18 protein-coding genes and 1 tRNA gene are annotated in these 25,150 nt (G+C 44.0%); 10 read left to right on the top strand and 9 right to left on the bottom strand.

Annotated elements, in window-relative coordinates:
- Nucleotides 1–101: 101 nt before the first annotated feature.
- Nucleotides 102–311 (top strand): hypothetical protein, encoded by a 210-nt coding sequence (locus tag IR173_RS14640; RefSeq protein ID WP_237040288.1) that lies wholly within the window; start codon nt 102–104, stop codon nt 309–311.
- A gap of 157 nt (nt 312–468) precedes the next feature.
- Here the strand turns inward: IR173_RS14640 and meaB are convergent, their stop codons facing one another.
- Entirely contained in the window at nt 469–1,566 is a 1,098-nt protein-coding gene (meaB, locus tag IR173_RS14645; RefSeq protein ID WP_237040289.1) for a methylmalonyl Co-A mutase-associated GTPase MeaB, read from the bottom strand.
- A gap of 2 nt (nt 1,567–1,568) precedes the next feature.
- Nucleotides 1,569–2,645 carry a DUF1573 domain-containing protein gene (locus IR173_RS14650; RefSeq protein WP_237040290.1) on the bottom strand — a complete coding sequence of 359 codons (1,077 nt, stop codon included), beginning with the start codon at nt 2,643–2,645 and terminating at the stop codon, nt 1,569–1,571.
- Nucleotides 2,646–2,752: 107 nt separating this feature from the next.
- Between IR173_RS14650 and IR173_RS14655 the strand changes: the two genes are divergently transcribed.
- Nucleotides 2,753–3,202 (top strand): hypothetical protein, encoded by a 450-nt coding sequence (locus IR173_RS14655; protein ID WP_237040291.1) that lies wholly within the window; start codon nt 2,753–2,755, stop codon nt 3,200–3,202.
- A gap of 175 nt (nt 3,203–3,377) precedes the next feature.
- Here IR173_RS14655 and IR173_RS14660 read toward each other — a convergent pair whose 3' ends face one another.
- The 3 genes from IR173_RS14660 to IR173_RS14670 form a co-directional block, all read right to left on the bottom strand.
- A complete protein-coding gene (locus IR173_RS14660; protein WP_237040292.1) occupies nt 3,378–9,035 on the bottom strand; it encodes an alpha-2-macroglobulin family protein in 5,658 nt (1,885 codons plus the stop codon).
- Nucleotides 9,036–9,266: 231 nt separating this feature from the next.
- Nucleotides 9,267–10,727 carry an aminoacyl-histidine dipeptidase gene (locus tag IR173_RS14665; RefSeq protein ID WP_237040293.1) on the bottom strand — a complete coding sequence of 487 codons (1,461 nt, stop codon included), beginning with the start codon at nt 10,725–10,727 and terminating at the stop codon, nt 9,267–9,269.
- The gene (locus IR173_RS14670; RefSeq protein ID WP_237040294.1) at nt 10,724–11,728 is read right to left on the bottom strand and encodes a lysylphosphatidylglycerol synthase transmembrane domain-containing protein; all 1,005 of its coding nucleotides are present in this window, start codon (nt 11,726–11,728) and stop codon (nt 10,724–10,726) included. The genes IR173_RS14665 and IR173_RS14670 overlap by 4 nt, the downstream gene beginning before the upstream one ends.
- Before the next feature lie 99 nt (nt 11,729–11,827).
- Between IR173_RS14670 and rsmA the strand changes: the two genes are divergently transcribed.
- The 3 genes from rsmA (at nt 11,828) to IR173_RS14685 (ending at nt 16,063) form a co-directional block, all read left to right on the top strand.
- Entirely contained in the window at nt 11,828–12,673 is an 846-nt protein-coding gene (rsmA, locus tag IR173_RS14675; protein ID WP_237040295.1) for a 16S rRNA (adenine(1518)-N(6)/adenine(1519)-N(6))-dimethyltransferase RsmA, read from the top strand.
- 34 nt (nt 12,674–12,707) lie between these two features.
- Nucleotides 12,708–14,048, top strand: coding sequence for a magnesium transporter (gene mgtE / locus IR173_RS14680; RefSeq protein ID WP_237040296.1), 1,341 nt, complete (start codon nt 12,708–12,710; stop codon nt 14,046–14,048).
- A 209-nt stretch (nt 14,049–14,257) separates the two neighbouring features.
- Entirely contained in the window at nt 14,258–16,063 is a 1,806-nt protein-coding gene (locus tag IR173_RS14685) for a DUF349 domain-containing protein (protein ID WP_237040297.1), read from the top strand.
- 722 nt (nt 16,064–16,785) lie between these two features.
- Here IR173_RS14685 and IR173_RS14690 read toward each other — a convergent pair.
- Nucleotides 16,786–16,856 (bottom strand) — tRNA-Gln (locus IR173_RS14690).
- A gap of 359 nt (nt 16,857–17,215) precedes the next feature.
- On the opposite strand from IR173_RS14690, the gene rsfS reads away from it, so the two are divergent.
- The 3 genes from rsfS (at nt 17,216) to IR173_RS14705 (ending at nt 20,512) form a co-directional block, all read left to right on the top strand.
- Nucleotides 17,216–17,575 carry a ribosome silencing factor gene (rsfS, locus tag IR173_RS14695; RefSeq protein ID WP_237040298.1) on the top strand — a complete coding sequence of 120 codons (360 nt, stop codon included), beginning with the start codon at nt 17,216–17,218 and terminating at the stop codon, nt 17,573–17,575.
- 17 nt (nt 17,576–17,592) lie between these two features.
- Nucleotides 17,593–19,584 carry an ATP-dependent zinc metalloprotease FtsH gene (gene ftsH, locus IR173_RS14700; protein ID WP_237040299.1) on the top strand — a complete coding sequence of 664 codons (1,992 nt, stop codon included), beginning with the start codon at nt 17,593–17,595 and terminating at the stop codon, nt 19,582–19,584.
- 88 nt (nt 19,585–19,672) lie between these two features.
- Nucleotides 19,673–20,512, top strand: coding sequence for a phosphatidate cytidylyltransferase (locus tag IR173_RS14705; RefSeq protein WP_237040300.1), 840 nt, complete (start codon nt 19,673–19,675; stop codon nt 20,510–20,512).
- On the opposite strand, the gene IR173_RS14710 is transcribed toward IR173_RS14705, so the two are convergent.
- The 3 genes from IR173_RS14710 to surE are packed head-to-tail and all read right to left on the bottom strand — an operon-like array spanning nt 20,504 to nt 23,205.
- On the bottom strand, nt 20,504–21,238 hold the full coding sequence (locus IR173_RS14710) for a NigD1/NigD2 family lipoprotein (protein WP_237040301.1): 735 nt from the start codon (nt 21,236–21,238) through the stop codon (nt 20,504–20,506). The two genes, IR173_RS14705 and IR173_RS14710, sit on opposite strands and share 9 nt — an antisense overlap.
- A gap of 57 nt (nt 21,239–21,295) precedes the next feature.
- A complete protein-coding gene (lpxB, locus tag IR173_RS14715) occupies nt 21,296–22,435 on the bottom strand; it encodes a lipid-A-disaccharide synthase (protein WP_237040302.1) in 1,140 nt (379 codons plus the stop codon).
- Complete coding sequence (gene surE / locus IR173_RS14720; RefSeq protein WP_237040303.1) at nt 22,432–23,205, bottom strand: 5'/3'-nucleotidase SurE; 774 nt, start codon at nt 23,203–23,205, stop codon at nt 22,432–22,434. Before surE ends, lpxB begins: the two co-directional genes overlap by 4 nt.
- 262 nt (nt 23,206–23,467) lie before the next feature.
- On the opposite strand from surE, the gene IR173_RS14725 reads away from it, so the two are divergent.
- Complete coding sequence (locus tag IR173_RS14725; RefSeq protein WP_237040304.1) at nt 23,468–24,235, top strand: ParA family protein; 768 nt, start codon at nt 23,468–23,470, stop codon at nt 24,233–24,235.
- A gap of 3 nt (nt 24,236–24,238) precedes the next feature.
- Nucleotides 24,239–25,135: a ParB/RepB/Spo0J family partition protein gene (locus IR173_RS14730; RefSeq protein WP_237040305.1), complete on the top strand. Its 897-nt coding sequence runs from the start codon at nt 24,239–24,241 to the stop codon at nt 25,133–25,135.
- The last annotated feature ends 15 nt before the right edge of the window (nt 25,136–25,150 follow it).

Below are 25,150 nucleotides of genomic sequence, written 5' to 3' on the forward strand. Positions count from 1 at the left end.
TAGCGGAGTGGGATTTAATAAAGAGGAAGTAGCGCAAACAGTCATAACTAATTTAAATGGTTATTACGCTTCTGCAAAAATCAATTTCTATTTATTAGGAAGTGACTATATTGATTCTGACCGATACTCCCGCCGGTCCTTGTGAATGGAATATTTTTGGAGAATACATAGGCACAGGAATAGACGCCAATGGTGACTATTATAACCCGGACCCTACTAACCTGATGTCGTACTCATGGGCTTCGGGAGTTTATCACTTAAGCATTTCGAACGGAACGGAAGTGCGGCATCAGAAAATAATGATTCCATAAAAACATGCCAACACAATAAAGAAGGTGTCTCGAAACTCTCATAAGNGCCTTCGGGCAGGCAAACCCTGCCCCTACAACTGACGATTGGATAGGCTGGTTTAGTTTTGACACACTCCCTTCGATAAAAGAAAAGTTTTGATACATCCCCTTTACTGTATCACTTCAACGTATCATAATAAGCGTCCAGCAACTTCTTTGCCGCAACAAAAGAAGTCAACTTTCCGTTCAACACTTCCTCTTCCTTCACAGCCAGCATAGAAGCTATTGTCTCATTATTATAAAAGCTGTCGCGCAGGTGCTCGTTGATAGACTCGTACATCCAGTATTTTGCCTGTTCGTTACGGCGCTGTTCAAAATAGCCGTTCGCTTTCACAAAAGCAAAATATTCATCAACCATGTCCCATATCTCCTTGATGCCCAAGCCATAAAAGCCCGAATAAGTCAGAACTTTGGGCGACCATCCCGAATCGGGTGCCGGGAACAGGTGCAGCGCATTCCGAAAATGGCTCGCTGCCAGTTTCGCTTTCTCTATGTTATTGCCGTCGGCCTTGTTGATGACAATGCCATCCGCCATCTCCATGATACCCCGTTTGATGCCTTGCAATTCATCACCCGTACCCGCCAACTGAATCAGTAAAAAGAAGTCCACCATCGAGTGTACCGCTGTTTCACTCTGACCGACTCCCACCGTTTCGACGAATATCTTATCAAACCCTCCTGCTTCGCACAGGATAATCGTTTCACGAGTCTTTCGTGCCACACCGCCCAATGAGCCTGCCGACGGACTGGGGCGAATAAAAGCATTGGGATGAACTGCCAATTTTTCCATGCGGGTTTTGTCGCCCAAAATACTGCCTTTGGAACGTTCACTGCTGGGGTCAATAGCCAAGACAGCCAACTTTCCTCCTTGCTGAAGCACATGCAGCCCGAATACATCGATGGAAGTACTCTTGCCGGCGCCCGGCACTCCGCTGATTCCGATACGAATCGACTGACCGGAATAAGGCAGACATTTTTCTATCACCTCCTGAGCGATAGCCTGATGTTCGGGTTTCACACTCTCGACCAGAGTCACAGCCTGGCTCAAGACAGTCACGTCACCTTTCACAATACCTTCTACATACTCTCCCACAGAGAACTCACGACGGCGCGGTTTCTTGCGGAATTTCAAATAAGGATTCACGATGGACGGTTGTTCAATGCCCGCATTAACAACCAACCCTTTGTATTCTTCACTATTCTCAGGATGTTCCATAGCTATTTCTTTGAGGTTACTTTCACTTTGATAATTATTTTCGGGCTGTTCGGGTCATTCGTTATCACCAAGACACGAGGTGAGCCTTTCACTTTCTTGAGGTTATGTCCATAAGCCGTAATCTTCATCTTAGTCGTCGCTCCCGGCTTCAAGGTACGTTTCTTCAACTGCACTCCCAAAGCAGAGTTGAACACTTGCAAATCACGTATTTCCAAATTAGACTTACCCACATTCTTCACTATAATCGTCTGCGAGCGTTTCTCGTCAGCGGCCAATTCTCCCATGACCAGCTCTTTGGCAGAAAGATGAATAACGGGAGGATTCAGGCGTTCCTGCTGACTGATATGAGAGAAATCAGGCAACAGCACAGCCGAAACCGGAATTTCATTTTCCTCACCCACCTTGTCTCCGGGGAAACGAGACAGATAGACCGAAGCGGTAGTCAGTCCCAGTTTGGGAAGTTTTTCGGTATCAAGGGTCACCTTTATCTTTCCGGTGCGGTTACGTCCCAGCTTGTCGGGAGTGGCCACCGCACTCAAATAAGGAGGAAGATGCATCAACACAGGCGTATAGACCTTGTCCGAGGTATTGGCTATCAGCAATTCCATGGTCGGTTTATCTCCCCTGTTCGCATCGTCGAACTCTATTTCTTCCTTATTCAGACGGATTGCACCGATTTGATAAGGATGGGTAAAGGTATAATTCTTAGGGTCGGCAGTCACTTCTCCGCGAAAAGCCAAATAAATAGGCTTGTCTGATGCATTACAATAAATGCCGATACTCTTCTGGAAACGGCCGAGCGCCTTGGCGTCAAACGTAGAACTGACTTCGCCCGTTTTACCCGGCAGGATAGGAGATTTAGTCCAGTCGGTAACGGTACATCCGCAAGATGTGGTGACATTGGATATCACTAACGGCTTATCGCCTTTATTTGTTATTTTAAAAGTTGCCGTCGCCGGATTCTTCCATAAAATAGTTCCAAATTCATGCGTTGTTTTATCAAAAGAGGCTTTTGGCTGCGCAAAGGCTGAGAGCCCCGCCCCCAGCAACATACTTATTATCAGCATTATGTATTTCATACCAATCTAAATTCTTCGTTTAAAGTAACAAAGGTAAGGAAAAAAAGTATTATCTTTGCATTACAAGGTGTTAAAACAAAAAGATTAGAATCACAAACTGGAATATTATGAAAACATTGAAGAATTATCTATTTATACTGACTGCACTAGTTGTCACGCTCGGTTTTTCTTCCTGTGAGAGCGACGAAGATATCGGCTTTGATTTGTCGGGATTGTATGGAGTAACATGGTTCGGCGATATGGGCGCCAGCGACTTTGACGGTTATGCTCTTGACAGCTATATCACATTCACATCCGGCTCTCGCCCCGACCACGGTGTGGGAACGGAAGATGTCTATTATGCCACTCCTCCCTTCGAATATTATGACACTTATAAATTCGACTGGTTTATTGAAAACGGACGGTTATACATAGACTACAACACCGGACAGTCTATCGTTATCGATTATCCGCATATCAATGGCGGATACTTCTACGGAACAATAGGAAACTTTGATTTCCGATTGGAATATGATGGAGGCCGCAGCGCCAAAAGACAAGCGGATATCTCCAAATGAAAATAACCTGTTATTAAGTTGTAAGGGGGTGTGTCAAAACTGTCGTTTAGTTCGTAGGGGCGAGGTTCGCTCGCCCGAAAACAGTTGGCTTTGTGTCTTCGGGCAGGCAAACCCCGCCCCTACAGATGACGATGGGATAGGCCATTTTAGTTTTGGCACACTCCCTTTACAATTCTTATTTCACCACTACTTTATATCCTCCTGTATGCCCGCCGAACTCGAGTGCATAAGCCGACTGAATCGTCGCTATCCCAGACTGATATTCGCCTGAGCGGGTCACATACACCTGATACTCTATCACATACATTCCTTTACGCATTTGATTGATGAAGAAAGAGGTGGAAGCATCTTTCGTCGCTTGATAATACCCCAGGTTTGTGCCCAGACGATAACCGGACAATGTTGCCAACGGTTCCATACAGGCGGCACGCTCATCTTTAATCTGTACGAAATCCATATCCCGGTCTGCCTTTACTGTCAAACGAACGGTAATCTTATCACCTACATCCAACAAAGCACCTTCTTTTATGAGTGTCTCTCCTTTATAAAGGTTGCGGCTGATGGACAAGCCGTTACTTTGCTCACCCACCCGATTCATATTCTCCAGATATTGAGCATACACAGCTCCCCAGCCCATGCCGCTGCCTTCACAATCCACCGTCACCTTCTTCAGATTCATCACATTGCCTTCCACCACCTTCTTGAGATAACCCACCGGCTCTTCCGCCGATGTCTGAATCACCTCTTTTCCCAAGGTAATCTTCACGGCATCAGAGTTTGCCAATAAGTCCGTACCCGAATTCAGCAAGGCATATACAGCATTCACTGTAGCAATGGGGGTATCCCAAGTCTGCGTTTGCTTCTCTTTCAAAAGCCAGCGTTTCATCTGATTCAACACCTGCACATCTTTGGTAATATATTGCACTGCCTCCATTGCAGCGACTTCGGTCGGAATCTTGTAACTGAACCAAGAATAATGCGCCTTGGGAGTATCAAAATAACGTCCCATCTTTTCTGTCACCACCGAATACTCCATAAGTGACTGCATAAACTCTTTCGCCTTTGCCGTCTCTCCGGCCTGTTGTAAAACAATGGCAGAGAGCGCCTTGCCATAAATGGTCAGGTCAGCCGCTTGTGCACTCAACTTACTGATGAAGTAACGGTTCACACCGGCTTTTGCCCCGGCTTTACCGTTCAATGCACAGATATACAGATATTGAAGCGTCTGTTCTGAGGGACTAACCTTCGTCACGCCTTTCTTTTCGGCTTCTTTCATTGCCTTATATTCGTTCTCGGCCTGCACAGCAAGATAGTTTAATGCTTTCTGATACATGGCAGAGAGGTCTTGGTTCAGTTTTCCACCGGTCATTACCTGCAGGCGAGCCAACATTTCCGCTATCTGAGTAGTCATATAGCGGTTGCCCGGCATACCCTTGTACCAGCTCCACGCACCATCAACATTCTGCAACTCGTTCAAACGCGCCATGCAGACAGACAATTTATTACTCATCGTATTCAAATCAAACAAGGTGGCAATGCGTTGGCGTTGTTCTTCTTCATTCATAGCTTCGGTCAGCCACGGCGTCTCTGCCAGCAATATGTTCTTCAGCTCCTGATTCTTTTGCAACCGGCTCATGAAGGTTTCCTTTGTGCCTCCCTGTGCCAGCCAACTGTCAAATATCTGCTTGATACGCGGATTTGAACTCACAATGAACTCGGCCAACGCATTCGCATAATAAGCTGAAGCCCACGACAAGGCATCCTCTCCCTGCGGAACCGCAACCACCGGCAATGCCATGACAGCATACCATACGGGATTGCTCGTAAATTCCACTGTCATCTTCTGGTCGGATGCCGTACGACTGTGGTTATTAAACAGATGTTCCAATGAGAAAGTATAACTTCCTTTGCCGTTAACATCCAACGACACACTTTCCGTCACCCATTGTTTATCCGTCAACACCGGGATATATCGCTGCTCGCCATCACTGAACGTATCTCCGTCGGCCACCATGCGGCATGCCAATATGGTATATTTATCAGTGACGTCAAAAGTAAAGTTCACATTGCCTGTTTCTCCCGCTTTCACTCCGAACTTCTGTTTTTGAGTATAGAGAACCTTCTCTGTTTCAGGATTAAAAAGTTCCATTCTAACTGTACCGTTCACAGCTTTATCCGACAGATTAATCAGTGAAGCTGCTATGTTTGCCTTATCGCCCACACGGACAAAACGCGGCATATTGGGTTGAAGCATGAACTCTTTGGCGGCAGTAGCAGTCGCCTCTATCCGGCCGTAGTCCACCTCCTTGGTATGCGCCAGCCCCATAAACTTCCATTTTGTCAAGCTTTCGGGCAATACAAACGAGATGCTGACCTCACCCTGCCCATTGGTACGCAGCTGCGGGTAGAAGAACGCTGTTTCGGCAAAGTTCTGACGCACCTGCACGTTTCCTGTTTCTTCCAAAGCACCCGCATCCATCATCTTCGCGTTCTCGAAAGGAACCACTTCTTCCTCAAATACCACATTTTCAAGCACCACATCTTGGGCAACCGCAGCTTCCGATTGGGTAGTAATCAACTTCGCTCGCCGTGCATAATTAACAGCACCAGACAAGCCCTTCATGGCATAAGGCACAACATTTCTGATGCCCGGAACCAGCAATTCACTATAAGAGAATGAAGAGGTATTCAAACTCTTGAAGGGGAAATTGACATAGATATATTCAGTCCGTGCATACCATCTGTTCCATTGGGAATGTGGCATGCGACGGTTGAAGTTCAAACGGAAGAAAAAGTCATGCTTATAGAACTGATTCAAAGAGGCATCGTACATCGTAGCCAACAATTCGGCATCAGCCGGACGGCCATCGGGATAAAGCACGCTCAGTTTCCATTCTTCCTGCTGACCGGGACGGAGCTTATCGCGGAACGTATTCCACTTCAACTGCAATTCCTTGTCCGGTTCAGGTTTGGTAATCTGTGCATAGTGCGTATAAAGTTGTCCGTCTTTCACAAAAGCGACACTTACCATTACCCCATTTCCATACTCCTGCTTGTAAGTAAGAGGGAAGCTGACAATGGAATCGGAGAACTGCACGCGTCTGCTTTCCACCCGCTTATTGCCGGAAAAGACATCATAAAGAAGATAGATGCTCTTTTCACTGCTGCCAACATAGATAGTAGCCGGAGAATCTCCTTCAAATTCCTCTCCGTCCTGATAGAACCAATCAGCGGTGGGTATCGGCGGCCGTTTGTCGTCGAGCGAGAACAACAGAAAGTCTTGGGATGCCGTACATTCTCTGCCCTGCGCATCCTTAGCCGAAATCCTCAGGACATAAGAGCCGGAAGGAAGTCGGTACAATGCTTCGGGCAGAAACTTTTTATTGGATGCGGTCGTAGCCTGCAACATCTTCTCACCGGTTTTATTATTCCTGTCATTGGATTTAAACACCTGATAAACAATCTCCGTGTCTACCGGTTTTCCCGATAAGTTAGTGGCAGAAAAGGTCAATTCCCGGGCTTTCTCTTTCACTGTCTGTGCAGACAAGCCCTTGATAGCCAGCACAACAGAAGTCTTACCCAATGGCAACGACAGATTGGCCTGTTGCGTTTCGCCCGCACCGTCGGTCACATCCGCCTGTACCTGATAAGTATAATACCATGCCGCACCGTCTCTCACATCAGAGTCCACCTCAAAATGTACCGGAACTGTAAATTTACCTTCGGCATCTGTTGTCGTTTCTCCGTTCCAAACGGCAGACCGGGGCCCCATAGACCGCCAGACCCAGGAGAAAGAACGGCTGATACTATAATTCACTTTCGCGTTCTGCACCGGAGCACCCGCAAATGTTCTTGCCACACCGGTAAGGAGCACAGAATCGCCTATTTGATATTCGGCCTTGACCGGTTCAAAAGTCACATCAAACATAGGGCGTTTATACTCTTCCACCCTGAAACCGCCGGAAGCAGAACCGGCCTGCAACCTGAAGTAACCGGTCAGACAGGGAGAAGGCAGTGTGAACTGACCACTGAAAGACCCGAACGAGTTGGTTGTCACCTTCACCTCGCCCACCTTATTATTATTGACATCATACAGCGTCACCGTATATTTTTTATCGGCCAATACCTGAGTGTCATCCTGCTGCTGTTTATATGCAATGCCCGAAACATAAACCGTTTGTCCCGGACGATAGATGGAACGGTCTGTGAACAGATTCAATATTTCCTGTTCATATTCCTCCGAAGGAGCATAATAAATCTGCTTCCACAAATCAGTAATCGGCATAGCCGTATCGCCCATCGTACGGGCATTATACATAATAGTCCTCTTCTTGTCGGGGAAGCCGAGCTTCAGTGTACCTTCTTTATCAGCCGGATAGGTTTGCGATGGCATGAAACGTCCGTCCGTACCGGTATAAACCACCACTTCGGCATCAGGCACAGGATGTCCGCTTTCGGCATCCACCACTACCAATTCCAAATCATCGTCAGGCAAGGGACGATAAATCACTCTCAAGGCAGTGACATACATCAATGTTCCGTCTGATTCGCCGACTTTTCCTTTTGGCACAGCCTTCAAGTAATATATACCCGGCTGCGGAGCCTGAATCCGTAACGTAGTATCAACCGGCAAATAATCGGCAGTCCCTTTCAACGGAAAGTACTCCTCCTTTTGCAACTTACCATACTTCGCAACGAAATTTTTCATATTACTAGCCCACATCACAGAAGTGACAGGCAAGTCAATCTTATACAGCTGCAAGGTAAAGCCGTTCAAATTCTTATAGTTTACTTTCAACTCTTGCATTTTGCCCGGATAAGCCGAAGACACCTCCAGCGACAGGAAAGGATTCAAAATTTCCTTTTCTATATTTTTCAGTTGGTTGACACCTACATAACGGGGGTATTTGGAAATTCCCTCACGTACCACTTTCAGGCGCTCCACCTGATTGTTTTGCTTTTGCAAGTAGTCCGACAGCGCCAGATAAACTTCAGCTCCGACCTCCTCACCGGGATATCCGGCTATCCAAGAATGTAATTCCCTTTGGCAATCCTCATTAGAGAAATTCTGATTGAATGTATCAAACAGATAATCCAGTGTTCCGATTCCGGTCAATATCCATGCCGAACGATACTTGGGTGTATCATACAGTGTCAAGAGCGAACGGTAATTCTGCAGAATCGCCGCCACAAAATCACAATCGGACACCGGCACTACCGTATATGCCATAAAGCTCTTTATATCCTTCACCTGTGTCGGCAATGTGTTGGTCTGATTTCCGACAGAAGCAGCTTTCCATTTGTTTTGCTTCATCAGCAAGAGGGCACGACGCGCCAGCAAATCATACAGATTATCATGGAAATAGCGCCTGCTCATTTCTCCGACTTTTGCCATCGGCTTCAGCTTTTCCACCGAACAACCCGCCAACAAGTCTCGGTCTTTCAGTGAAGACTGCAGGAAATTAAAACCCTGCTTTATATCTTTCGAGATAGTCAACTCGCCTAAGATGGAATAAAGCACAGCCCTGTCCTCTACCTTTTCTGTTTGTTTTGCCCAATTTTCCAGCTCTCTGATATCCGCCTCCAAACTGTCGGGAGTGACCAGAGCGCGATATTGCATGGCGGTCAGATAAGCCTTCATCATTTGCGGTACATCACGCTCAGCCTTCGCCTTATCATAAATTTTCATCGATGCGGACACCACAGACTTAGGAAGGTCTTTCTTTTGAAGTTGTTCTACCTCTTTCCACATTTTATCATAAGTTTGTGCATGCAATGGAGCAAATAAACTCATTGCCAAGAGCACTATCAGAAAATAATAACGAGTATTCATAAGCTTCGTCTTTAATTGTTCCTTTAACAAAGAAACGCATTATGTAGTTCAGCACTGCATAATTAATAGTTAAATTAACAAAACAAGGGAGAACGGATTTTCTGCAATATTCAGCAGCCATCCTTTCGGAATCAACCAACTATGAAGGTATAAGCATGGACTTAATATCAAACGAGGCTGAATTCTAAGAATCCAGCCTCATCTGCAACTATCTAAATGAATTGATATTCTTTATTCTTTGACCGGCGTATTGCCCAATGTTGCCACTACGAAATCATAGAACTTGGCAACCGAAGGAATATAGCAACGTTCGTCGGGTGAATGAGGAGAACGCAGGGTAGGCCCGAATGAAATCATATCCAAACCCGGAACAACAGCACCGATAATACCACATTCCAAACCGGCATGAATCACTTTCACTTCCGGTTCCTTGCCAAACTGTGCCTTATACGACTCCTTCATTGCTTTCAAAATAGGAGAATCGACATTCGGCTCCCAACCGGAATAACCGCCTGTGCGTGTCACTTCCATACCAGCCATAGAGAAACAGCTTTCCAAAGAAGTATTCAGGTAGTCCTTCATAGAGTCGCGTGAGCTGCGGGTCAAAATCTTTATTTCCGCTTTACCGCCACCAATAGTGACAATAGCCAGGTTGGAAGATGTTTCCACGGTATCAGGAATAGTCGGAATCATACGTGACACACCGTTCTGACAAGCATAGAGGGCATCAACCAGATTATCTCTGATTTCATCGGGAACCATCATTGCAGGCAGTTCGACACGCTCCGCCTTAAAGCTGATTGGAGTTTCGTGCACGTGGTATTCTTCATTCCACAAAGCCTCGCACTCTTGTACATATTCCATCACATCAGCTTCTTCTTCAGCCGGAACAGTAATCACCACTTCGCACTCACGGGGAATGGCATTACGCATATTTCCGCCCTGCCATGATACCAGACATGCCTCATCATAAGTAATCACCTGATTCATAAAACGTGCCATCAACTTATTGGCATTGGCACGGCCTTCGTTGATTTCAAGGCCGGAGTGACCGCCGCGAAGTCCTTTCAAGGTCACTTTCAAAGCAATATCATTAGAATCGGTTTCTACCTCTTTGTATTCCAAAGTGGCTGTCAAATCTTCACCACCAGCACAACCTATATATAATTCGCCTTCTTCTTCCGAATCAAGGTTCAACAAGATATCGCCATCCACTGTCCCCGGTTTCAAACCGAATGCACCAAACATTCCTGTTTCTTCATCGGCGGTAATCAATGCTTCCAACGGTCCGTGTTTCAGTGTTTTGTCCTCTAAAATAGCCATAATAGCAGCTACACCCATACCATTGTCGGCCCCCAATGTAGTACCTTTGGCTTTCACCCAATCGCCATCGATATAAGTCTGGATGGGATCGTTTTCAAAATCATGTACTGTATCGTTATTCTTCTGGGGCACCATATCCATGTGTGACTGAAGAATTACTTTCTTACGGTTTTCCATACCGGGAGTAGCAGGTTTACGATAGATGATATTACCTGCTTCGTCTTGAAATGTTTCTACGCCGATACTTTTTCCAAAGTTCAGCAAGAACTCTTGAATCTTCTTCAGATGGCCCGAAGGACGGGGAACCTGAGTCAATGAATAGAAATGCTTCCACACGTTCTGCGGAGCAAGAGAGAGAATTGTACTCATAACTTCTTAGTTTTATTAGTGAACGGCAAAGCCGCTAATCCATATATTCCCAACAAAATTAATAAAAAGGTTTGTATTCCATGCACTAATAGTGCAAAAATTCCTGCATCTTCTTTACCTACTCCATAGAGCATCATCATGGTTATGACCGCAAAATGCCACGGGCCTGCCCCGTTAGGAGTAGGAACAACGACCGCAATACTACCGACAACAAACATCACCAGCGCAGCCATGATGCTCAGATTGTCCGAGAAATCAAAACAAAAGAAGGACACGTAAAATTGCAGGAAATAACAAACCCAAATGGCAACGGTATAGAAGATGAAAAGTGGCATCTGCTTCACATCTTTCAACGAAAGGATACCAACCCACACATTATGCAGGATACCTCTCACCTTTGCAAACACCGCCACATTCCTTATCAGAAAAAAGGCCAGCACACAGACAGCCAAAACACATATTATAATAATGTAGAAATGAGCAGAGGTCAATACATCGGTCAGCGCCCGCGTATCAGTTCCTGTCTCTTTGAAAAAAGTAGCGAACACGCCGGCTTGCAGCAACAATGTCACCCCCGTTATCAAAGCTACACAGAGGGTATCAATCAGACGCTCTGTTACCACCGTCCCCAAAGACTTGGAAAAAGAAGTGCCGTCATACTTTGCCAAAATGCCGCAACGGGAGATTTCACCCACACGAGGAACAATCAGATTGGCAGCATACGACACAAAAACAGCATACACACAGTCTGATGTTTTGGGATGCTCGTCCAACGGAGCCAATGTAAGTTTCCATCTCCACCCCCGGAAGATGTGACTGAACACGCCAAATACCAGTGAAAGCAGCATCCAACTATAATTCATCCCGCCATCCAATACCTCCCACACATGCCCGAAATTAAATCCACGGTACATCCATATCATTATCGCAGCTCCCAAAACCAACGGAAGCAGTATCTGCAGGCTCTTTTTTACAATCTTTTTTATATGAGTTCCTTCCAAAATCAACGTATTTTAAATTTATAATGTTTACCTTTGCACGATGCAAAGATACTATCTTAGCGAAATAAACCTATTTATTAATGATAGAAAAATAACGGAATGGGATTAGTCAAACCAAAAAAGTTTCTGGGACAGCACTTTCTTAAAGACCTGAGTATTGCAAAAGATATAGCCGATACGGTGGACGAATGTCCCGGTTTACCTATTCTCGAAGTGGGACCGGGCATGGGAGTATTAACCCAATTCCTGATGGAAAAAGGACGTGAAGTAAAAGTGGTAGAGCTTGATTTTGAGTCAGTTGCCTATCTGCGTGAGAACTTCCCCGCTTTGGAGGGGAACATCATAGAAGATGACTTTTTAAAGCTGAAACTGGAGAAGGTGTTTAATGGCAACCCCTTTGTTCTCACCGGTAACTATCCGTATAATATATCCAGTCAAATCTTTTTTAAGATGTTGGACTATAAAGACCTGATTCCTTGTTGCACCGGAATGATTCAGAAAGAAGTGGCCGAACGTATCGCCGCCGGTCCGGGCAGCAAGACTTATGGCATCCTGAGTATCCTAATCCAAGCGTGGTATAAGGTGGAATACCTGTTCACCGTGCACGAACATGTATTCAATCCGCCCCCGAAAGTAAAGAGTGCCGTTATCCGAATGACACGCAACGAAACGAAAGAACTGGGATGCAACGAAAAATTGTTCAGACTCATCGTGAAGACCACTTTCAACCAACGGCGCAAAACTTTGCGAAATTCCATCTCTTCAATTTTAGAAAAAGGAAATCCGCTAAGCAATGATCCGGTATTCAACAAACGACCGGAACAGTTATCGGTACAGGAATTTATCGAGCTGACCAACCGAGTAGAAGCCGCCCTGAAAGACAAAGCAGACATAAATTGCGGCAACGACATCGCCCGCAAGGGTGCAACAAGCAAAAAGGAATAACCTATTTATTTTATATTAACGGAAGAAAAATAGGATGAATAAAGAGGAATTAGAAAAAGTAGAACAGCTTATCGAGCAAAAGAACTCCGAGGAACTGAAAGGACTGCTCTCTGGCTTGCATCCTGCCGACATTGCCGAACTGTGCAATGAACTGGATGCCGAAGAAGCCCGGTTCATTTATCTGTTATTGGATAATGAAACGGCTGCCGATGTCCTCATCGAAATGGACGAAGACGCACGTAAGGATTTCCTGGAGATACTTCCTTCCGAAACAATCGCCAAGCGATTTGTAGACTACATGGACTCGGATGATGCCGTTGACATCATCCGTGAAATGGATGAAGACAAACAGGAAGAAGTCCTTTCACACATCGAAGATATAGAACAGGCAGGAGACATCGTCGACTTGCTGAAATACGACGAAGACACTGCCGGTGGTTTGATGGGTACCGAAATGGTCATCGTTAACGAAAACTGGAGTATGCCCGAATGTCTGAAAGAAATGCGTATTCAGGCAGAAGACATGGACGAAATCTATTATGTATATGTAGTGGATGACGACGAACGCCTACGCGGTGTATTCCCCTTAAAAAAGATGATTACCAGCCCTTCTGTTTCCAAAGTGAAGCATGTAATGAAGAAAGACCCGCTTTCGGTGCACGTAGACACTCCGATAGACGAAGTGGTTCAGTTGATTGAAAAATACGACTTGGTAGCAGTTCCTGTGGTAGACAGCATCGGCCGCCTAGTGGGGCGTATTACCGTAGACGATGTAATGGACGAAGTCCGTGAACAAGCAGAACGCGATTACCAGTTGGCATCCGGTTTGTCCCAAGACGTAGAAACAGACGACAGCGTATTCCGCCAGACCACAGCACGCCTTCCATGGCTGCTGATTGGAATGATTGGCGGCATCGGCAACTCCATGATTTTGGGAAACTTCGACAGCACCTTTGCCGCCCACCCCGAAATGGCACTCTATATCCCGCTAATCGGCGGTACGGGAGGAAATGTGGGAACACAATCTTCCGCACTAGTGGTTCAGGGACTTGCCAACAGCTCCCTGGACGCCCACAATACATGGAAACAAATTGTTAAAGAATCAGTAGTAGCCGTTATCAATGCCACTATCATTTCCATGTTGGTTTATATTTATAACTTCATCCGCTTCGGAGCAACCGCCACCGTATCTTACTCGGTATCAGTCAGTTTATTTGCTGTTGTCATGTTCGCCTCCATCTTCGGAACCTTGGTTCCCATGACACTCGAAAAACTAAAAATAGATCCCGCCATCGCCACGGGGCCGTTTATCTCCATTACCAACGACATCATAGGCATGATGCTTTATATGGGCATTACGGTACTGCTATCGTAATTCTCTTTCTTTATAATGTGCTTCGGGCACGGATTTCATACTCTGTATCATTATATTAATTGTAACAAAGAATGAGATTCGTGCCCGAAATACAACATTTATCGGCCTAAAATAAAAAAAACAGGCAAAATAGTATGAAGTTCTAATTTATTTCTTTTAATTTGTAAATTGTTGCTATAACAAGAAAGCTCACTTTAAAAATCTATACGATGGACTCGAATGAAACTAATCGCCCTTTAACCGAAGTTCCGATGGACAAGACGCCCGAAACTTTGGTATCATCCCCCGCCCAAGCGGAAGAGAATGACACTATGTATGTACCTAAACAAACCAAAGAAGAGGTCATTGAACGTCTAAAAGAACTCAACGAGGATGCTTGCAATGCCGACAAACAAGAGTTGGACTTGCTGAAACAAACTTTCTACAAGCTACACAAAGCAGAACAGGAAGCGGCCCGTAAAACATTTATGGAAGCCGGTGGAGCACCCGAAACATTTGTAATGCCTTCAGACGACTCCGAAAGCCGTTTCAAGGAAGCCATGAGTTCCATCAAAGAGAAAAGAAGTGCCATGCTTGCGGAGCAGGAAAAAGAAAGAGAAGAGAACCTGCAGAAGAAACTGAACATCATTGAAAAACTGAAAGAGCTGTCCGAATCTCACGACGACGCCAACAAAGCCTACAATGAATTCAAAAAACTGCAGCAAGAATGGAATGAAATCAAGCAAGTTCCGGCAGCCAAAATCAATGAACTATGGAAGAGTTACCAACTTTACGCCGAAAAGTTCTACGATTTGATTAAGCTGAACAATGAATTCCGTGAATATGATTTCAAGAAAAACCTCGAAATAAAGCTGCATCTTTGCGAAGCTGCCGAAAAACTGGCCAACGAAGAAGACGTCATTTCTGCTTTCCACCAATTGCAAAAGCTGCATCAGGAATTCCGTGATACAGGCCCCGTAGCCAAAGAATTGCGCGAAGAAATCTGGACACGCTTCAAGACTGCTTCAACAACCGTAAACCGCCGTCACCAGCAGCACTTCGAAGCACTGAAAGAAAAAGAGCAACGCAACTTGGATGAAAAGACCGTCATTTGCGAAATTGTGGAAACAATGGAGTATGACACATTCATCACTTTCCAGGATTGGGAAAATAAGACACAGGAAGTTCTTGCCCTGCAAGCCAAATGGAAAACAATCGGCTATGCTCCGCAGAAAATGAATGTGAAGATATTCGAACGCTTCCGCTCGGCATGCGACGAATTCTTTAAACGCAAAGCAGAATTCTTCAAGTCTATCAAGGAAAATATGTCCGGCAATTTGGAGAAGAAGAAAGAATTATGCGAAAAGGCTGAAGCACTGAAAGACAGCACAGACTGGAAGGCTACTGCCGAAGTATTGAGCAAATTGCAAAAGGAATGGAAAACCATCGGCCCGGTTCCAAAGAAATATTCGGAAATGATATGGAAGCGTTTCATAGGTGCTTGCGACTATTTCTTTGACCAAAAGAACAAGGCTACTTCTTCACAACGTTCCGTTGAGCAGGAAAACATGGCACAGAAGAAAGAAATTATCGAAAAGCTGAGTGCAATCAATGCTCAAGAGACTCCTGATGAAGATGCCGGTAATACCATTCGCGAACTGATGAAGGAATGGAATGCTATCGGTCATGTCCCCTTCAAGGAAAAAGATAAATTATACAAGCAATATCACGCAATAATCGATAAGTTATTCGATAAACTAAACCTGTCTGCTTCTCAGAAGAGGTTGAGTAACTTCAAGTCAAACATTGGTAAAGAAGGTAATATATACCGTGAACGTGAAAAGCTGGTTCGTGCGTATGAAAATATGAAAAATGAAATTCAAACGTACGAGAACAACTTGGGATTCCTGTCCAGTTCGTCAAAGAAAGGCAGTAATCTGGTAACAGAAATGAATCGTAAGGTTGAAAAGCTGAAAGCTGATTTGGATTTGATACTGAAAAAAATCGAAGTCATTGACCAGTCAGTCAATAAATAAAGAATAAAAGAATTATTCTTATATCTTGATTCCGCCATCTTGATTAGAAGGGTTTCCTTTTATATTGAGATGGCGGTTTTTCGGTTAGTTATTATTCTTTTTGGGGAGGGGTAACATATCAAGCAAACACCTGTCCACAGGATGTTGTCTCCTCCGGTTTTCAAACGCTGCATACGTTTTGAACTCCCTAAGTCGTTTCATTAGTCGGATTAAGCGTTTTCGTCCTTTCGATTATGCCTTTCTGTCAGTCGGATTACTACAGTCTCCGGCAGCGGACTGTATAGTCCGTTACAGTAGACCGTACAGTCTGCTACAGTGGACCGTACAGTCCATTGCCGTAGTCTGTAATAATCTTCCGTTTAAAAGACCTTGGCCGACCCTATGAAACGGCTTACTCTTCCCTTTGATATCCACTAATTTGACTTGACCCGAAATATCGGGTTAATCTGAAAACCCTGTGGGTGATAAGCATGACCTCTGAGTTGCAATGCTGACGTCCAATCAGGTGTTCGTCTGATGTACTTGATTTATAATACTTTGGAAGGATGTATGTTTTTAACATTGCAGACTTTCAATGTTTCTCAAATATTATACCCACATACTTTTTGACTTGACCCGAAATATCCGCTAATCCCTAATTTTAAGATAGAGCCTGAAAAAACAAAAGCCCCTCTAAAACTTCAATTTCAGAGGGGCTTTGTCTTTAATAAGTAGTTTGTTTGTTGGGATACCAGGATTCGAACCTGGAATGACAGGACCAGAATCTGTAGTGTTACCATTACACCATATCCCAATGTCCTTTGCCAAAAGCCTTATTTCGTTTTTGACGGTGCAAAGATACCGCTTTTTCTGGAACCTACAAACTTTTACATAACTTTTTTCTAAAAAAATGCATCCGCTTTAGTAAAACGGTCGAATCCCCACTCCTGCTTATCCAACATCACCACCTTGCCTTTCATAATATATTGGGGTAAAAACAAAGATACATTGAAAGCCACTCAAAGGATTAATCTAATATTAAAAGACTCTCTAACTAAAAAAAACAAAAAGGGTGCATATTTCAGGCACATTTTTTCGTTAGAATTAGAAAACCAAGTATCTTTGTACTTTGTTGTAAATGTAGACTATTGAGTAAAATTAGCATTAAATAGAATGAATGAAGCAAAGAACTTAGTAAAAAAAATAACAGAAGGTATTCAAGAAAAGAAAGGTAAAAACATTGTTGTAGCAGACCTTAGTGACATTGATGATACGATTTGCAATTATTTTGTTATCTGCCAAGGAAATTCTCCCAGCCACGTCACAGCGATTGTTGACTCGGTGAAAGAGTATGTGCGTATCGCAACAGATAATAAACCGACTGCCATAGACGGACTCCACAATGCACAATGGGTAGCAATGGACTATAGCGATGTCTTAGTGCATGTATTCCTGCCCGAAGTCAGAGATTTCTATAATTTGGAACATCTATGGGCAGATGCCAAACTTACCTATTTACCTGATTTAGATTAATCTATGATAGAAAAGAAATGAGTGAAACTAATAATAACAACAAGCCTAAAATAAATATGCCACGCTTCAATTTAAGCTGGTTATATGTTATCATCGCAATGAGCTTTGGTATCCTCTATTTTTCCAATCAAGAAGGGGGAGTAGACAAGCAAATCACTTATACCGAGTTTAAAGACATGGTGAACAAGGGATATGCGGATAAAATCATTGCTTATGATAACAATACAGTTGAAATGTTTATCAAGCCTGAATATATAAAAGATGTATTCAAGAATGATTATAAGAAAGTAGGAAGAAGCCCCTTTCTGAACGTAGAAATCGGTTCGATGGAATCATTAGACAAGTTTTTGGAGAAAGCTCAGGAAGAAGGCCATTTCACAGGTTCAATCAGTTACGAGAAAAAACGTGACTATTTCGGTGCTCTATTTTGGAATATCGCTCCTTTCTTGCTCTTGATTGGTATCTGGATGTTTGCCATGCGCCGTATGAGCGGAGGCGGGGGTTCGGGTGGCGCCAATCCTTTTAACGTGGGTAAAAGTAAAGCTCAGGTATATGAGAAAGGAGACAAGACCAACCGGATTACATTTAAGGATGTAGCCGGCCAAGCTGAAGCAAAGCAGGAGGTGGAAGAAATTGTAGAGTTCCTGAAACAACCGCAGAAATATACGGAACTTGGAGGTAAGATACCTAAAGGTGCCTTGCTTGTAGGCCCTCCGGGAACCGGTAAGACTCTGCTTGCAAAAGCCGTGGCAGGTGAAGCGGATGTTCCGTTCTTCTCATTGTCTGGTTCTGACTTTGTAGAAATGTTTGTCGGTGTAGGTGCTTCACGCGTTCGTGACCTTTTCCGTCAGGCCAAGGAAAAAGCTCCCTGTATTATCTTCATCGACGAAATTGATGCAGTGGGACGTGCACGTGGCAAAAACCCGAGTATGGGTGGAAATGACGAGCGCGAAAACACACTGAACCAATTATTAACCGAAATGGACGGCTTCGGTTCTAACAGTGGCGTCATTATTTTGGCCGCTACCAACCGTGTAGACATCCTTGATAAAGCATTGCTTCGCGCCGGACGTTTCGACCGTCAAATTCATGTTGACTTACCCGACTTGAATGAACGTAAAGAAGTATTCGGTGTACATTTAAAGCCCCTGAAACTGGACCATTCGGTGGATGTGGATTTATTGGCCCGTCAGACTCCGGGATTCAGCGGTGCGGATATTGCCAATGTATGTAATGAGGCTGCCCTGATTGCCGCCCGTCATGGAAGACCTGCCGTAGGGAAACAAGATTTTCTGGATGCGGTAGACCGTATTATCGGCGGTTTGGAGAAGAAAACCAAAATTATGACCGCTGAAGAGAAGAATACGATTGCTTTACACGAGGCCGGTCATGCCACCCTTTCATGGTTTCTGGAACATGCCAATCCATTGATTAAGGTCACCATCGTTCCGCGTGGCCGCGCTTTAGGTGCTGCGTGGTATTTGCCGGAAGAAAGACAAATCACCACTAAAGAACAGATGTTGGACGAGATGTGTGCCACTTTAGGCGGACGTGCCGCTGAAGAGTTGTTCACCGGACATATTTCAACCGGGGCCATGAACGACTTGGAAAGAGTGACCAAACAATCTTACGGCATGATTGCATACGCCGGAATGAGCGACAAGTTGCCTAACTTATGTTATTACAGCAATGACGAATATTCTTTTAGCAAACCATACAGCGACCGTACAGCCGAACTTATTGACGAAGAAGTCAAACGCATGATTAACGAACAATATGATCGTGCCAAAGCTATTTTGTCCGAGCACAAAGACGGACACAACGAGTTGGCTCGTCTTCTGGTTGAAAAAGAAGTTATTTTTGCCGAGGATGTCGAGCGCATATTCGGTAAACGTCCCTGGACTTCACGCTCAGAAGAAATTATGGCTGCTGAAGAAGGAACTTCAAAAACTATAAAAGTAACTGAAAGCTTTGAGGAAAAGGAAACAGAAGAAAAGAAAGAAGCATAAACAATAAGTATTGCCATTCCATATTTTCAACTCAAGGCAGACAAAGAAAGTATGGGATGGCATTAGTCTATTACATAATCAAATTACCATGAAAAACAATTTCATGCAACGTGCCATTACCGGGATTATTTTCGTAGCAGTATTAATCGGCTGTATATTAGGAGGTCCTATCTCATTCGGCATTCTGTTTGCTATTATCAGTGCAGCAGCCATCAATGAATTTGGCAATTTAGTAAACAAGCAAGAAGACGTGCAGATGAATAAGCGTATCTGCATCTTAGGAGGTATATTCTTATTTCTATGCTTTTTCTATTATGGCATCAATCCTGCCCAAACAGGTATATTCGTTCCCTATCTGGCATTAATCATCTATCTGATGGTGAGCGAACTGTATCTCAAGAAGAAAAATCCGTTGAATAATTGGGCTTACGCCATGTTCAGCCAAATTTATCTTGCATTGCCGTTTGCTTTATTAAATGTATTGGCATTCCATTCTGATGAAGCAACCAGCATTTCACAATACAATCCTATTCTTCCTCTCTCCATCTTTATCTTTAATTGGGTTAATGATACGGGTGCTTATTGTACCGGAATGCTTTTCGGGAAGCACCGTTTATTTGAACGCATCTCACCCAAGAAATCATGGGAAGGTTCTATCGGCGGTGGCGTATTCAGCATTATCGCTGCTTTCGTCATGGCTTATTTTTTCCCATTTATGTCAATGGGAGTATGGGTAGGACTGGGATTGACTGTCGTCGTATTCGGTACATGGGGTGACTTGAGTGAGTCACTGTTCAAGCGTCATCTGGGATTGAAAGACTCCGGAAACATTCTGCCGGGACATGGTGGAATACTTGACCGTTTTGACAGTGCCATCCTCGCTATCCCGGCAGCAGTAGTTTATTTATATGTGATATCTTTATTTTAATTCCGATAAATCGAACGGAGTGAATGAGGGAACAGCCTCATCCGTCAGCGGATAAGAAAAAGTATATGTTTTTTCATTTCCGGCGGATGTCTTAACCAATACTTTTAATCCTTTCAGACTACTATTGGAAGGTCCGTATTTGCCCAATTTAAATGAGACCATGCCGGGAACTAATCTTCCGGCACTTCCATTACTATTATAACGAAGCTCCAAATGAGCATATCCGTCATCCACCAAAGGAATCATTTCATTAAACACCAAGTTTAAAATCGGTTTCTGCGGATTCGGATAGTTCAGCATAAAGCGTACATTCAGATAATCGTCGGAAGGCCAGATATCCCTAACCTGCACCACCTGATTTCCAATACTGTCCACATTCTCTACATTCAGTGAAAGGACCTCTTGCACAGGCACCATCGTATAATCATTCAAACGTATATTATAGCTGAAACCATCTTCACCGGGTTGCAACAAGCTAAAGCTGCCAAACACACGTTCGTCTGCTTTAAGATCTTTGTAAGGAACAAGGGTTTGTACCACCCACATCTTCTTGCCGTTATCCAAGACAAAATAAGGAGCGTCATACTGAGGCGGACGTTCTACCGTTGCCATTCCTACCGTTACTGTAGCATTGGGATAATCATCGTCATCATTTCCACAACCATAAAAAGCAGATACCCCAATAAGAAGTCCTGCCATCAAAAAACTTTTCAATTTATATTTCATATACTTCGGGATTTAGGTTCATTATTCCCGAAACAACAAAACTATCCCCTAAAAAGTTTATTTCTTCAATAAAGCCACCATTTGTCGTGCCGCTTGCCGGGAAGCTCCTGCCGGTCCCAATATCTGGATGATACGCTCGTACTCACCCAACATTTGTTCTCTATACACCTTATTATATAAGATAGCCTCGAGTTCTGAACGGATATTCGCAACAGTCATCGTATCAGCAACCAGCTCACGGACAACTTCTTTATCGGCAACCAGATTGACTAATGAAATATATTTCACCTTCAGAATATGCCGGCGCAAAAATGCAATAAACTTTCCAAGAGGAGTATGATAACATACCACCTGTGGCACCCGGAACAATGCCGTTTCCAATGTGGCTGTTCCCGAAGTCACCAATGCCGCCTGTGCCTGCCGCAACAATCGGTAAGTTTGTCCAAAGACTATTTTAACAGGAACTTTCGGATTCAGATATTCTTCATAATAAGAAGGTTCCATACCCGGCGCACCGGCAAGCACCAATTGATAATCCTTTGTAAAGGGTGCGGCCGCCTCCAACATTTTAGGGAGATTATCCTTTATCTCCTGTTTGCGGCTGCCGGCAAGCAGAGCAATAACCGGTTTGTCTGCCAAACCGTTTTCGGCTGCAAAAGCGCCGAAAGTTTCCACATTACCTTTGCAATATTCATCCACCGCATCCACACACGGATTCCCCACATAATGAATAGGATAATGATGCCCTGCAAAAAAATCGACTTCAAACGGAAGAATAGAAAACAGTTCATCCACATCTCGCTTGATGTTCTTTATCCTATATTCTTTCCATGCCCAAATCTTGGGAGAAATATAATAGTAAACAGGTATTTGAGTGTTCTTTTTGATATATTCAGCTATTTTCAAATTAAATCCGGGATAATCCACCAAAATGACAACATCGGGCTGCCATGCTACAATATCCTCCTGACATTGTTTCATATTACGAAGAATAGTTCGCAAATGCAATAATACGGGAATAAACCCCATATAAGCCAGCTCTTTATAATGCTTTACTCGGCTTCCTCCAACAGCACTCATTTTGTCCCCTCCAAAGAAACGGAAATCTGCGTGAGAATCTTCTTGCTGCAAAGCACGCATCAAATTGGATGCATGCAAATCTCCTGATGCCTCGCCTACTATTAAATAGTATTTCATACGTCTAACTTCCAGTTTTTCAATTCCTTCATTACACTATAAGCCGTAACATCTATCTGTGTAGGCGTGACGGCAACATAACCGTGTTCCAACGCCCAATGGTCAGAATCAACAGCATCAGGCTCATGATTCACAAACTGCCCTGTCAACCAATAATATTCTCCACCTCTGGGATGCTGACAAACTTTCCATTCCTTATCCCAAACACCGGCCGTCTGACGGCAAATACGGACTCCCTTGAATGCTGCGACATCTGGGAAGTTCACGTTCAGACAAATACCGGCCGGTAAACCATGTTCAAGCACTTCTTCCGTTATTCTGCGAATATAAGGCAATAATGCAGAAAAATCAGCATCGGCAAAATGATTACACAAAGAATAACCTATGGACGGAATACCCTTCAAACAACCTTCGATTACCACTCCCATTGTACCGGAGTAATGTACATTCACAGCAGAGTTATCACCATGATTAATTCCACCTATCACCACATCAGGACGACGGGGAACTGCAGTATGCAAAGCCAGCTTCACACAATCAACCGGAGTACCGCTACATTTATATACAGTCAGGTCTTCTTCTTCACGCACTTTATAATATCTGACAGGATACTCCGAAGTAATTGAGCCGGATGCACCGGAACGTGGTCCGTCGGGAGCCATTACAATAATCTCCCCCAATCCGCGCAACGCACGAATCAACTCATTCAACCCCTTGGCAGTCACTCCGTCATCATTAGACAATAATATCAATGGTTTCTCTTTCTTCATATTTATCAAATCTCTATTTTTCTTGGAGCGTAAAGATACAACTCTTTACCCGAACTATCCCCCCTGAGAATAGAAAATTATCTTAATCTTCTACAACCCAGTGCTAAAATTGAAATAGAATTGGCAGGAAATAATTATCTTTGCCCTCGTTGAGTTATTAACAAAACCAATGAGTTATCAACAGTTTTGCTAATGTCTGCCGATTTTAATAGGTGTGCTCATCTATTATTAGTTACTTCGCAGCGAGAAAAAACTGATTAATATGGGAAAAATTATTGCTTTAGCCAATCAAAAGGGTGGAGTAGGTAAAACTACCACCACTATTAACCTGGCTGCTTCTCTGGCTACACTGGAGAAAAAAGTACTGGTTATCGATGCTGACCCTCAGGCCAATGCATCATCAGGATTGGGTGTGAACATTAAAGAGGTAGAATGCTCTATCTATGAATGTCTTATCAACAAAGCCGATATACGGGAAGCAATTTATACCACCGACATCGACGGACTCGACATTGTTTCTTCTCACATCGACCTGGTAGGGGCGGAAATAGAAATGCTGAACTTGGAAGACCGTGAAAAGATAATGAAAAGAGTGCTTGGCCCAATGAAAAACGAATATGACTATATTCTGATAGACTGCTCGCCTTCATTGGGACTCATCACTATAAACGCACTGACTGCGGCAGATTCTGTAATCATCCCCGTGCAGTGTGAATATTTTGCCTTGGAAGGTATCAGCAAATTGCTGAACACCATTAAGATTATTAAATCGAAACTAAACCCGTCACTGGAAATAGAAGGCTTCTTGCTGACTATGTTCGATTCACGCCTCCGTCTGGCCAACCAGATTTACGATGAAGTGAAAAGACACTTTCAGGAACTGGTATTTAAAACGATTATCCAGCGAAACGTTAAACTGAGCGAAGCTCCCAGCCACGGCATACCTGTCATTCTATATGATACCGACTCAACCGGAGCCAAGAACCATTTAGCGTTAGCACAAGAAATTATAACACGTAACAGTAAGTAAACGATGGCAGTACAGAAGAAATTTGCTTTAGGACGCGGACTTGACGCACTGATTTCGACCGAAGAAGTAAAGACCTCCGGTTCTTCTTCTATTAATGAAATAGAACTGAGCAAAATCTCCGTCAACCCGAACCAGCCGCGTCGCGAATTTGACCCGATAGCGCTTCAGGAGTTGGCTGACTCTATCGCTGAAATCGGTATTATCCAACCTATAACGTTACGTCAACTGAATGAAGACTCTTATCAAATCATCGCCGGGGAGCGTCGTTATCGCGCCTCTGTCCAAGCCGGACTAAAAACAATTCCTGCCTATATCCGCACAGCCGACGACGAAAATGTGATGGAAATGGCATTGATTGAAAACATTCAGCGGGAGGATTTGAATTCATTGGAAATAGCGTTGGCTTATCAGCATTTGTTGGAACAATACGAACTGACACAGGAGCGCCTAAGTGAACGTATCGGCAAGAAACGTACTACGATAGCCAACTATCTCCGTCTGTTAAAACTACCGGCGCAGATTCAGGTAGCTTTAAAGAACCGTGAAATAGATATGGGACACGCCCGGGCATTGCTGGCATTGGATGACCCTAAAACCCAGATACGAATATTTAATGAAATACAGGCACAGGGCTATTCCGTACGCAAAGTGGAAGAGATAGTAAAAGCACTGACAAGCGGTGAAACCATAGACAGCGGCGGCAAGAAAATAAAACCGAAAGGCAGCAAACTTTCGGAGGAGTATACTATCTTGCAAAACCATCTATGCGGTTTCTTCGGTTCAAAAGTACAACTATCATGTACAACTAAAGGAAAAGGCAAAATCAGCATTCCTTTTAATAATGAAGAAGATCTTGAGCGTATCATGGAAATATTTGATTCGCTAAAGAAAAAAGAATAAAGCGCTATTACGACA

Source organism: Phocaeicola faecalis (assembly GCF_021730445.1).
GTDB lineage: Bacteria > Bacteroidota > Bacteroidia > Bacteroidales > Bacteroidaceae > Phocaeicola > Phocaeicola faecalis.